The sequence below is a fragment of the Citrobacter sp. CK199 genome (assembly GCF_030333285.1).
Taxonomy (GTDB): domain Bacteria; phylum Pseudomonadota; class Gammaproteobacteria; order Enterobacterales; family Enterobacteriaceae; genus Citrobacter_B; species Citrobacter_B koseri.
On record NZ_JAOWGF010000028.1, the window covers coordinates 452,968 to 465,115 of the forward strand.

10 protein-coding genes are annotated in these 12,148 nt (G+C 52.0%); 4 read left to right on the forward strand and 6 right to left on the reverse strand.

What is annotated here, in order from left to right; translation table 11 throughout:
• Positions 1 to 159 precede the first annotated feature (159 nt).
• Genes nagD through nagB form a run of 4 tightly spaced genes read right to left on the reverse strand, consistent with a single transcriptional unit; the run spans position 160 to position 4,195 of the window.
• Positions 160 to 912 (reverse strand): ribonucleotide monophosphatase NagD, encoded by a 753-nt coding sequence (gene nagD / locus OGX75_RS17135; RefSeq protein WP_012133329.1) that lies wholly within the window; start codon positions 910 to 912, stop codon positions 160 to 162.
• A 46-nt stretch (positions 913 to 958) separates the two neighbouring features.
• Complete coding sequence (nagC, locus tag OGX75_RS17140; protein ID WP_012133328.1) at positions 959 to 2,179, reverse strand: DNA-binding transcriptional regulator NagC; 1,221 nt, start codon at positions 2,177 to 2,179, stop codon at positions 959 to 961.
• Between the two features lie 8 nt (positions 2,180 to 2,187).
• Complete coding sequence (gene nagA, locus OGX75_RS17145; protein ID WP_047458163.1) at positions 2,188 to 3,336, reverse strand: N-acetylglucosamine-6-phosphate deacetylase; 1,149 nt, start codon at positions 3,334 to 3,336, stop codon at positions 2,188 to 2,190.
• A gap of 58 nt (positions 3,337 to 3,394) precedes the next feature.
• Positions 3,395 to 4,195 carry a glucosamine-6-phosphate deaminase gene (gene nagB, locus OGX75_RS17150; protein ID WP_286451430.1) on the reverse strand — a complete coding sequence of 267 codons (801 nt, stop codon included), beginning with the start codon at positions 4,193 to 4,195 and terminating at the stop codon, positions 3,395 to 3,397.
• A gap of 343 nt (positions 4,196 to 4,538) precedes the next feature.
• On the opposite strand from nagB, the gene nagE reads away from it, so the two are divergent.
• The 4 genes from nagE to chiQ all read left to right on the forward strand — a co-directional run bounded on the left by nagE (position 4,539) and on the right by chiQ (position 10,719).
• Positions 4,539 to 6,488, forward strand: coding sequence for a PTS N-acetyl glucosamine transporter subunit IIABC (gene nagE, locus OGX75_RS17155; RefSeq protein ID WP_134769628.1), 1,950 nt, complete (start codon positions 4,539 to 4,541; stop codon positions 6,486 to 6,488).
• A gap of 331 nt (positions 6,489 to 6,819) precedes the next feature.
• A complete protein-coding gene (glnS, locus tag OGX75_RS17160) occupies positions 6,820 to 8,487 on the forward strand; it encodes a glutamine--tRNA ligase (RefSeq protein WP_286451429.1) in 1,668 nt (555 codons plus the stop codon).
• Between the two features lie 443 nt (positions 8,488 to 8,930).
• Positions 8,931 to 10,337: a chitoporin ChiP gene (gene chiP / locus OGX75_RS17165; RefSeq protein WP_012133319.1), complete on the forward strand. Its 1,407-nt coding sequence runs from the start codon at positions 8,931 to 8,933 to the stop codon at positions 10,335 to 10,337.
• Positions 10,338 to 10,386: 49 nt separating this feature from the next.
• Positions 10,387 to 10,719, forward strand: a complete 333-nt coding sequence (gene chiQ / locus OGX75_RS17170; protein ID WP_047458156.1) for a ChiQ/YbfN family lipoprotein — start codon at positions 10,387 to 10,389, stop codon at positions 10,717 to 10,719.
• A 123-nt stretch (positions 10,720 to 10,842) separates the two neighbouring features.
• On the opposite strand, the gene fur is transcribed toward chiQ, so the two are convergent.
• Together fur and fldA are read right to left on the reverse strand one after the other, a co-directional pair.
• The gene (fur, locus tag OGX75_RS17175; RefSeq protein ID WP_007373881.1) at positions 10,843 to 11,289 is read right to left on the reverse strand and encodes a ferric iron uptake transcriptional regulator; all 447 of its coding nucleotides are present in this window, start codon (positions 11,287 to 11,289) and stop codon (positions 10,843 to 10,845) included.
• A 289-nt stretch (positions 11,290 to 11,578) separates the two neighbouring features.
• Positions 11,579 to 12,109: a flavodoxin FldA gene (gene fldA / locus OGX75_RS17180; RefSeq protein ID WP_012133317.1), complete on the reverse strand. Its 531-nt coding sequence runs from the start codon at positions 12,107 to 12,109 to the stop codon at positions 11,579 to 11,581.
• Positions 12,110 to 12,148 lie beyond the last annotated feature (39 nt).

Here is a 12,148-nt window from a genome sequence, read left to right on the forward strand (position 1 = left end):
GTTGAATGATGAAAAAAGATTACGTAACGAACATGTTTATTGATGAATCGATAATTTTATGGCGATTTTATTAAACGATGTTTTTTATCAGGCCTACGATTCGAACAGAACAATATTGTAGGCCTGATAAGCGTAGCGCCATCAGGCTGGGGGGCGTTTTCAGATAACGTCGATTTCGGCGACGGAAGGATAAATCCAGCTTGGCCTGAACGGCATGTCGTCGATATCGTTGAGCGTTGAGACGCCAGAGAGCACCAGAATGGTTTCCAGACCGGCCTGGAATCCCGCCAGAATATCGGTGCGCAGATTGTCGCCGACGATAACGGTCTCTTCCGAGTGCGCCTGCATTTTGTTTAACGCGGCGCGGATAATCCACGGGCTGGGTTTACCGACGTAAAAAGGCTTACGGCCAGAAATTTTTTCAATACCTGCACAGAGCGCGCCGCAGGCCGGATAGAAACCACGACCGTGGGTATCGGGGTTAGTGGCGATGAAACGGGCGCCGTTGGCGACGAAAAAGGCCGCTTTATGCATCATGTCCCAGTTATAGGAGCGGGTCTCGCCGACAATCACAAAATCGGGATTGACGTCGGTAATGGTAAAACCTGCTTTATACAATTCGTGAATTAGTGCGCCTTCACCGACCACATAGGCTTTCTTGCCTTCCTGACGACGCAGAAAATCGGCGGTGGCCATCGCGGAAGTATAAAAAACGCTGTCCGGTACGTTAACCCCTGCGGTAGCAAAGCGGTTCGCCAGATCCTGGCCGGTCTGCGAAGGGTAATTGGTCAGCAGCACCAGCGGCAGACCTTTTTCCATTACATCCGTCAGAAATTCTGCCGCACCGGGTACGGCAACATTGTCGTGCATCAGCACGCCGTCAATATCACAAATTACATTCTTGATGGTCATGAACTACCCAAAGGATTTAGTCATAATGCGCCACTATAAAAGCTCATTAATTTTCCAGCAAATGTTGCAACAAAATGCCGTTGAGCATGGCGCGTTTCACCAGCGCAAATGCGCCGATGGCGGAGCGGTGATCCAGCGTGGAACGGACAACCGGCAAATTTTTGCGAAACGCTTTCAGCGCCTGTGTGTTGATGCAGCTTTCGATCGCCGGCAGCAGCACTTTATCCGCTTCGGTAATTTCACCGGCAATCACGATTTTTTGCGGATTAAACAGGTTGATAGCGATAGCGATGGTTTTGCCCAGATGACGACCAACGTGTTCAATCACCTCTGCCGCTAAGCTGTCACCTTTATTAGCTGCCTTGCAGATGGTTTTAATCGTGCAGTCGTCCAGCGTAACGCGACTTTGGTAGCCCTGCTTGAGTAAGTGCTGTACGCGTTGTTCAATGGCCGCGTTGGCGGCGATGGTTTCCAGACAGCCAAAATTGCCGCAGTGACAGCGCTCGCCCAGCGGCTCGACCTGAATATGGCCGATCTCTCCGACGTTGCCGTTGCGACCAATAAAAATGCGGCCATTTGAGATAATCCCGGCGCCAGTCCCCCGGTGTACGCGCACCAGAATGGAATCTTCGCAATCCTGGCTTGCACCGAAATAGTGCTCGGCCAGCGCCAGACTGCGGATATCGTGACCGACAAAACAGGTTACGTGAAAACGTTTTTCCAGCGCTTCAACTAATCCCCAGTTTTCAACCTGAATATGCGGCATATAGCGGATCACGCCGCTTTCGGGATCGACAAGACCCGGCAGGATCACGGAAATCGCGATTAACTCGCGAAGTTTACGCTGATTACTGTCGACGAATGTGGTGATGGCATTGAGCAGGGCATGTTCCAGCGTCTCCTGAGTGCGTTCTGGCAGCGGGTAGTGCTCTTCAGCCAGCACTTTACTGCTCAGGTCAAACAGGGTAATGGTTGCGTCATGACGACCCAACCGCACGCCAATGGCATGGAAATTACGGGTTTCGGTAACGATGGAGATGGCGCGGCGGCCTCCGGTGGAGGCCTGCTGATCAACTTCTTTGATCAGCCCGCGTTCAATGAGTTGACGCGTAATTTTGGTTACGCTGGCGGGAGCAAGCTGGCTTTGCTCGGCAATCTGAATACGCGAGATTGGCCCGTGCTGGTCAATCAGGCGGTAAACGGCCGCGCTGTTAAGCTGTTTTACGAGATCAACATTACCTATTTGAGCTTGTCCGCCTGGTGTCATACTTTCTCTTACTCAGTAACGACCTCGTTACCATTAACGATGGTCTTGATGATTTTAAAGTCGTGGGTGAAGGCGGTCAGGTTCGCAACTTTACCCGGCGCGAGGCTGCCGAGCTGCTTATCGACGCCAATCGCGCGCGCAGGGTAGAGCGTTGCCATACGCAGCACTTCATCCAGCGCAATACCGCAATGTTCAACCAGATTACGCACGCCTTCGATCATGGTTAATGATGATCCGCTCAGCGTACCGTTCTCATCCACACACAGTCCATTACGGTAGTATATTGTTTTACCAGCAAAAATGAACTGTTCAATGTTTGCACCCGCCGGGGCGGTTGCATCGGTCACCAGGCAAAGTTTGTCACCTTTCAGACGTTTAGCGTTACGAATGTTGACGTAATCAACATGCAGACCATCCGCGATGATGCCGCAATAAATATCGGCATCGTCAAGAATGGCGCCCGCCAGACCCGGTTCACGGCCCGTAATATACGGCATCGCGTTGAACAGGTGGGTGGCAAAGGTGATCCCTGCGCGGAAACCGGCTTTCGCCTCTTTTAACGTCGCGTTGGAGTGACCGGCTGAAACCACAATGCCCGCCGCCGCCAGCTTAGCGATCACTTCTGCCGGCACCATTTCCGGCGCCAGCGTGACTTTGGTGATCACATCGGCATTATCGCACAGGAAGTCCACCAGCGCAGCGTCAGGTTGGCGGACAAAACTTGGATTATGGGTGCCTTTTTTGACCAGGTTCAGCCACGGACCTTCAAGATGAAGACCTAATGCCTGATTCGGGTATTTCGCCAGGTATTCACGCATGACGCGAATGCCCTGTTTCATCAGATCGTCGCTGGTGGTAATCAGCGTCGGCAGGTAGCTGGTGCAGCCTGATTTCTCATTGGCTTTCTGCATGATTTCCAGCGTTTCGACAGTCACCGCGTCAGCGGTATCGTTGAACTGGACGCCGCCGCAGCCGTTTAATTGCACATCAATAAAACCGGGGGAGAGAATGGCCCCATTCAACGCGCGTTGTTCTATCTCTGGCGGCAGTTCCGCCACTGGACAGATGCGATCAATCAGGCCATTGGCGACAACAATCGCATGGTCATCAAGAATTTCGTGACCGGTAAAAATCCGGCCCTGGGTTAAAGCATACATTCCGACCCCCGATTTCAAAAAATGCCGCCCTGCGTCTGCGTGCAGGGCGGAGATAACATTACAGACCTTTAATATTTTCGGCTTCTAACTCGTTGAAATATTTCAGCGTCTTAACTTTCAGTTCCATAGTGGAAGGTTCGTCGCACACCACGACCGCTTTCGGATGCAGTTGCAGACAGCTAATGGTCCACATGTGGTTGACGTTGCCTTCGACAGCCGCCTGTAGCGCCTGTGCTTTCTGATGGCCCAGCACCAGGATCATCACTTCTTCTGCGTCCAGCAGCGTACCCACGCCTACGGTCAGCGCATATTTCGGCACCTGATTGACGTCGCCGTCAAAGAAGCGAGAGTTTGCCACGCGGGTGTCATGGGTCAGCGTTTTGATACGCGTACGGGAAGCCAGGGAAGAAGCCGGTTCGTTAAACGCGATATGGCCGTCGTTACCTACGCCGCCCATAAACAGGTGAATTTTACCGTAAGAACGGATTTTTTCTTCATAATTACGGCATTCCGCATCGATATCCGGCGCGTTACCGTTGAGCAGGTTAATATTTTCTGCCGGAATATCAACGTGATCGAAGAAATTGCGGTGCATGAAGCTGTGGTAGCTTTCCGGGTGTTCTTTCGGAAGGCCAACATATTCGTCCATGTTGAATGTCACCACATGCTTAAAGCTGACCTGGCCCGCTTTGTGCATTTCGACTAATGCTTTATACGCCGTCAGCGGCGTGCCGCCGGTCGGCACGCCCAGGACAAACGGGCGATCGGCGGTAGGTTTGAAGGCGTTAATACGGTTAACGATATGGCGAGCAGCCCATTTGCCGACCTGTTCTGCGGACGTCAGGGGGATCAGTCTCATTCTTCACCTCAAAAGTAAAAGTAATAAATTGGCGGATTGAGCATCTGTACGTTAGTAAGCGTAACCTGGATTCGTATGGACAGGCGCTAATCCGTGTTGATTTTTTGAATGATAAAATAAGTTTTCGCAGTTAGCCAGTATAAGGGAGGGTGAATAACGATATTTGGTGATTCAAATCACAAAAAACACGCGTTTAATTTGCGATACGAATTAATTTTTCACACACTCTGAGCGTAGATGAATAATTCATACCGTTGTTGCCAAACATCACGCTTTAACGATTTGTCGCACAATAAAAAAATGGCTTCCAGAAGCCTAATCGGGGTCTCGTAGGGGGAATAAGATGAATATTTTAGGTTTTTTCCAGCGACTGGGTAGGGCGTTACAGCTCCCTATCGCAGTGCTGCCAGTGGCGGCACTGTTGCTGCGATTCGGTCAACCAGATTTACTGAATGTCGCCTTTATCGCGCAGGCGGGCGGGGCGATCTTCGATAACCTCGCACTGATCTTCGCCATCGGTGTGGCATCCAGCTGGTCTAAGGACAGCGCGGGTGCAGCAGCGCTGGCGGGTGCGGTCGGGTACTTCGTCCTGACCAAAGCGATGGTGACGATTAACCCGGAAATCAACATGGGCGTCCTGGCGGGTATCATTACCGGTCTGGTGGGCGGCGCCGTTTATAACCGTTGGTCCGGTATCAAACTTCCTGATTTCCTGAGCTTCTTTGGCGGCAAACGTTTTGTGCCGATCGCCACGGGCTTCTTCTGTCTGGTGCTGGCGGCGATTTTCGGTTACGTCTGGCCTCCGGTTCAGCACGCTATTCATGCGGGCGGTGAATGGATCGTCGGCGCGGGCGCGCTGGGTTCCGGTATCTTCGGTTTTATCAACCGTCTGTTGATCCCGACAGGTCTGCATCAGGTGCTGAACACCATCGCCTGGTTCCAGATTGGCGAGTTCACTAACACGGCAGGTACGGTATTCCACGGCGACATCAACCGCTTCTACGCTGGTGACGGCACGGCGGGGATGTTCATGTCCGGCTTCTTCCCGATCATGATGTTTGGTCTGCCGGGTGCGGCGCTGGCGATGTACTTCGCTGCGCCGAAAGCGCGTCGTCCAATGGTTGGCGGTATGCTGCTGTCCGTTGCGATCACCGCGTTCCTGACCGGTGTTACTGAGCCGCTGGAATTCCTGTTCATGTTCCTGGCGCCGTTGCTGTACCTCCTGCACGCAGTATTGACCGGTATCAGCCTGTTCATCGCGACGCTGCTGGGTATTCATGCGGGCTTCTCCTTCTCCGCAGGCGCAATTGACTACGTGTTGATGTATAGCCTGCCTGCGGCCAGCAAAAACGTCTGGATGCTGCTGGTGATGGGCGCGGTCTTCTTCGTCATCTACTTCCTGCTGTTCAGTGCGGTAATTCGCGTGTTCAACCTGAAAACGCCAGGTCGTGAAGATAAAGACGACGATATCGTGACTGACGAAGCGAACAGCAACACTGAAGAAGGTATGACCCAACTGGCGACCAACTACATTGCTGCGGTTGGCGGTACGGATAACCTGAAAGCGATCGATGCCTGCATCACCCGTCTGCGTCTGACCGTTGCCGACGCGGCTCGCGTGAGCGATGCGATGTGTAAACGTCTTGGTGCGTCCGGCGTGGTGAAACTGAACAAACAGACCATCCAGGTTATCGTCGGCGCGAAAGCGGAATCTATCGGCGACGAAATGAAGAAAGTGGTGGCGCGTGGCCCGGTTGCGGCAGCGTCTGCTGACAGCGCGCCAGTGACTGCGGCGCCGGCGGCAAAACCGCAGGCGGTTCCTAATGCAGTGACTATCGCGACGCTGGTGTCTCCGATCACGGGTGACGTGGTTGCGCTGGAACAGGTTCCTGACGAAGCGTTCGCCAGCAAAGCGGTTGGCGACGGCGTGGCGGTGAAACCAACGGATAAAACCGTTGTTTCCCCGGCGGCAGGCACCATTGTGAAAATCTTCAACACCAATCATGCGTTCTGCCTGGAAACTGAAAAAGGCGCGGAAATCGTTGTCCACATGGGGATCGATACCGTTGCGCTGAACGGTCAGGGCTTCAAACGCCTGGTGGAAGAGGGTGCCGAAGTGGTTGCCGGTCAGCCGATCCTGGAAATGGATCTGGAGTTCCTGAACGCCAATGCGCGCTCGATGATTAGCCCGGTGGTTTGCAGCAACATCGACGACTTCAGCGGTCTGGTGATTAAAGCTGAAGGTCAGGTGGTTGCGGGTCAAACGCCACTGTATGAGATTAAAGGCAAATAATCGCTCCTGAGTAGAGTTTGTGCCTGAGCGGCGGCGGGAAACCTCCGCCGCTTTTTTTTGCAGCCTGTAGGCCGGATAAGGTATAGCCGCTATCCGGCAAATGCGCCTGATGGCGCTGCGCTTATCAGGCCTACGGTTCGACACAGTTGTAGCAGCTTGTAGGCCGGATAAGGCGTAGCCGTCATCCGGCAAAGCGCCATCGCTTTTTTTTACAGCAATCAGCCCCCATATTTTCTTCAAAGCCACTTTTTAAGTAACTAAAGGTTGTCAGTCTGTCCGGCTTATAAGATCATATGCCGTTATACGTTGTTTACGCTTTGAGGAATCCACGATGAGTGAGGCTGAAGCCCGCCCGACTAACTTTATTCGTCAGATCATCGATGAAGATCTGGCCAGTGGTAAGCACACCACAATCCACACCCGTTTTCCGCCGGAGCCGAATGGCTATCTGCACATCGGCCACGCGAAATCCATCTGTCTGAACTTTGGCATCGCGCAAGATTATCAGGGCCTGTGCAACCTGCGTTTCGATGATACCAACCCGGTAAAAGAAGATATCGAGTACGTTGATTCGATCAAAAACGACGTCGAGTGGTTAGGTTTTCACTGGGCTGGCAACGTTTGCTACTCCTCAGATTACTTCGATCAGCTGCATGCGTATGCGGTTGAGCTGATCACCAAAGGTCTGGCGTACGTCGATGAGCTGACGCCGGATCAGATCCGCGAATATCGCGGTACGCTGAAAGAGCCGGGTAAAAACAGCCCGTTCCGCGATCGCAGCGTGGAAGAGAACCTGGCGCTGTTTGAAAAAATGCGTACCGGTGGTTTTGAAGAAGGTAAAGCGTGCCTGCGCGCCAAAATTGATATGGCGTCGCCGTTTATCGTGATGCGCGATCCGGTGCTGTACCGCATTAAATTTGCCGAACACCACCAGACCGGCAACAAGTGGTGCATCTACCCGATGTACGACTTTACCCACTGCATCAGCGATGCGCTGGAAGGCATTACGCACTCTCTGTGTACGCTGGAATTCCAGGACAACCGTCGTCTGTACGACTGGGTGCTGGACAACATCACCATCCCGGTTCACCCGCGTCAGTACGAATTCTCGCGCCTGAATCTGGAATACACCGTGATGTCCAAGCGTAAGCTGAACCAGCTGGTGACGGACAAACACGTTGAAGGCTGGGACGATCCGCGTATGCCGACCATTTCTGGCCTGCGTCGTCGTGGCTATACCGCGGCCTCCATCCGTGAATTCTGCAAACGCATCGGCGTTACCAAGCAGGACAACACCATTGAGATGGCATCGCTGGAGTCCTGCATTCGTGAAGATCTGAACGAAAACGCACCGCGCGCGATGGCGGTTATCGATCCGGTGAAACTGGTTATCGAAAACTACCCGCAGGGCGAAAGCGAAATGGTCACCATGCCGAACCATCCGAGCAAACCGGAAATGGGCAGCCGTGAAGTACCGTTTAGCGGTGAGATCTGGATCGATCGTGCTGACTTCCGCGAAGAAGCGAACAAGCAGTACAAGCGTCTGGTGATGGGGAAAGAAGTGCGTCTGCGTAACGCCTATGTGGTGAAAGCTGAGCGCGTGGAGAAGGATGCGGAAGGCAATATCACCACCATCTTCTGTACCTATGATGCGGACACCCTGAGCAAAGATCCAGCTGATGGCCGTAAAGTGAAGGGCGTCATTCACTGGGTAAGCGCGGCACACGCGCTGCCGGTTGAAATTCGTCTGTACGATCGTCTGTTCAGCGTGCCGAACCCGGGCGCCGCAGAGGACTTCCTGTCCGTGATCAACCCTGAATCGCTGGTAATTAAGCAGGGTTACGCGGAACCGTCGTTGCAGAACGCCGTAGCAGGTAAAGCGTATCAGTTTGAGCGTGAAGGCTACTTCTGCCTGGACAGCCGCTACACAACGGCGGATAAACGCGTGTTTAACCGTACCGTAGGTCTGCGCGATACGTGGGCTAAAGCGGGCGAGTAAAGCCACCGCATCACATCACCTTCCAACGCCGCATTTTGCGGCGTTTTTTTATCCTTTCCATTTTGTCATCCCGCTCTCTGTTTGCAGAGCGAATTAATGCCGCCAGGAAAATAATTTCGCAACAAAATAGTTTTGGCGTAGTGAATTTATGGAATGAATATCATTTCATGTGAAACCGATTTCATGTGCATGGAAAACAAGACAATTTTAACTTTTGTTCATCTTTTTTAGCGCCTGATGAAAATGTAACAGAAAGCAATGAAATATGTGCTGTTGCTCATACTCTTACATTCTCGTTACAGAAAGAGATTGATAATTCGCGTCGCGAAAAATAGTCTATTCACTGTAGTCTGCGAGGTTTTTCTCAACGCTACTTTTACATTTTTATTTTTCGCTGTCCGCTTTTGTTCGGCAGCATTTTATACGTCAAAGAGGATTAACACATGCGTACGTTTAGTGGCAAACGTAGTACGCTGGCGCTGGCTATCGCCGGTATCACAGCAATGTCAGGTTTGGTCGTCGTTCCACAGGCTCAGGCCGAAGGCTTTATTGACGATTCCACGTTAACAGGCGGCATCTATTACTGGCAGCGTGAGCGTGACCGTAAAGATGTCACCGACGATGACAAATATAAAACCAACCTTTCACACGCGACCTGGAACGCCAACCTGGATTTCCAGTCTGGTTATGCGGCTGATATGTTCGGTCTGGATATCGCGGCATTTACCGCGATAGAAATGGCGGAAAACGGCGACAGCGGACACCCCAACGAAATCGCCTTCTCGAAAAAGAATAAAGGTTACGATGAAGATTATTCTGGTGATAAGAGCGGGATCAGCCTTTATAAAGCCGCGGCAAAATTTAAGTACGGGCCAACCTGGGCGCGTGCGGGGTATATCCAGCCGACCGGTCAGACGCTGTTAGCGCCGCACTGGAGCTTTATGCCGGGTACTTATCAGGGCGCGGAAGCCGGAGCGAATTTTGACTACGGTGATGCGGGCGCGCTGAGTTTCTCCTATATGTGGGCCAACCAATATAAAGCGCCGTGGCACACCGATGTTGATAAATTCTATCAGGCCGATAAAAAGACCAAAGTGGATTACCTCCACTCTATCGGCGCTAAATACGATTTCAAAAATGACCTCGTGCTGGAAGCGGCATTTGGTCAGTCAGAAGGGTATGTCGACCAGTATTTTGCCAAAGCCAGCTACAAATTTGATTTGGGCGGCAACCCGTTCACCACCAGCTATCAGTTCTATGGTGCGCGCGACAAAGTTGATGATCGCAGCGTAAACGATATTTATGACGGCACCGCCTGGTTGCAGGCGCTGACTTTCGGTTACAAAGTGGCCGAAGTCGTCGATTTGCGCCTGGAAGGGACCTGGGTTAAGGCGGACGGTCAACAAGGTTACTTCCTGCAACGTATGACGCCAACTTACGCATCCTCAAACGGTCGTCTGGATATCTGGTGGGATAACCGCTCAGACTTTAACGCCAACGGCGAAAAAGCCGTCTTCTTCGGTGCGATGTACGATCTGAAAAACTGGAACCTGCCGGGCTGGGCAGTGGGGGCGTCATACGTTTACGCCTGGGACGCGAAGCCATCAACCTGGCAGATTACCCCGGATGCGTACTATGACAAAAACCGTACCATTGAAGAGTCTTCTTACAGCCTTGATGCGGTCTACACCCTACAGGAAGGCCGTGCCAAAGGCACCATGTTTAAACTGCACTTCACGGAATATGACAACCACTCCAACATCCCAAGCTGGGGCGGCGGTTACGGCAACATCTTCCAGGATGAACGTGACGTGAAGTTCATGGTTATCGCTCCGTTCACTATTTTCTGATGCCCGTTGCGGCAGGTGATTTGTCTGCCGCAACGTTGAGGACACTGATATGAAAAAACTGTTACTCATCGCCATGATGGCATCGGGACTGGTGGCCTGCGCGCAGCCAACCGCGCCGAAAGAAGACAGTCAGCTAAAAGAGGCGTACAGCGCCTGCATCAATACGGCGCAAGGTTCGCCAGAGAAAATCGAAGCCTGTCAGAGCGTACTGAACGTGCTGAAGAAAGATGACCAGCACAAGCAGTTTGCTACAGAAGAGAGCGTGCGCGTGCTGGATTATCAGCAGTGCATTCAGGCTACGCGTACGGGGAACGATCAGGCGGTGACCGCCGATTGCGACAAAATCTGGCAGGAAATTCGCAGTAAAAATAGCGCCAAATAAAAGCAGGGCGGGTTAATGGCGGGCGGAGAGAACTCTCCGCCCGTTTGCGTTTTTTAAGGCCGCTACCGGGTCGGAGGCATAAAAAAAGCCAACCGGTCGGTTGGCTTTTTAGCAGGTTTCACATTACTTCGCGTCGTGCGCGTGCTCGTCTTCCCGGCAATCGCCTTCAGCGCAGTGGCCGTAGAGATAGAGGCTGTGGTTCGTCAAACGAATGCCATGCTTAGCCGCAATCTCACGCTGGCGCGCTTCGATAGAATCATCACTGAATTCGATCACTTTGCCACAATCGAGGCAAATAAGGTGATCGTGATGATGCTGTTGGGTCAGCTCAAAAACGGATTTACCGCCTTCAAAATTGTGGCGGGTTACGATACCGGCGTCATCAAACTGGTTCAGCACGCGGTACACGGTCGCCAGCCCAATCTCTTCACCCATGTCGATCAGACGTTTATATAAATCTTCCGCACTGACGTGATGGTTATCCGGTTCCTGAAGAACTTCCAGAATTTTTAAACGAGGAAGCGTTACTTTCAGGCCAGCCTTCTTTAATGCGGTATTGTTGTCAGTCATGCGGAATCTGTCCTGTTGCTAAACGATTCACTTCAAACAAAGAAGTGACAGAAATTGCACTTGAGATCATGCGTTTCATTATAGAACTGCCACGCCTAAATGAAAACTGCAAGCCTCCGGCAAATATTGTTAATAAAAACGAGGTATCGCCAACAAACACACTGTGCAATACCAGAATAACACCCGGACATTGTACAGGGTCAGGCAAGAAAGTTACAAATTTGTAGCAATTATTTTAATTGGTTTTATCTATTGATGCGACGCAGATGCTTTTCTGCGCCGCACAAAATCAGGCGTTAATGATTTCGTCGAGGTGCAGTTCGCCGGAAATCTGTTTAACCCATTTTTCAACGCGATCTGCGGTCAGTTCAGGCTGACGGTCTTCGTCGATAGCCAGACCAACAAAGTGATCGTCGTCAGCCAGACCTTTGGACGCTTCAAAATGGTAGCCCGCCGTTGGCCAGTGACCGACGATGGTCGCGCCGCGCGGCTCAATGATGTCGCGGATGGTGCCTAACGCGTCGCAGAAATATTCTGCGTAATCTTCCTGGTCGCCGCAGCCGAACAGCGCCACCAGTTTACCGTTAAAATCAATCTCTTCGAGAGTCGGGAAGAAGTCATCCCAGTCACATTGCGCTTCACCGTAGTACCAGGTCGGGATGCCCAGCAGCAGGATGTCGTACCCTTCCAGGTCCTCTTTGCTGCTTTTCGCAATGTCATGCACATCGGCAACGTCTTTACCAAGCTGTTTTTGAATCATTTTTGCGATATTTTCGGTATTACCGGTGTCGCTGCCGAAAAAGATGCCAGTGATTGCCATGAGTAAAATAACCTCTTGAAACTTATTGAAATGGTGGTG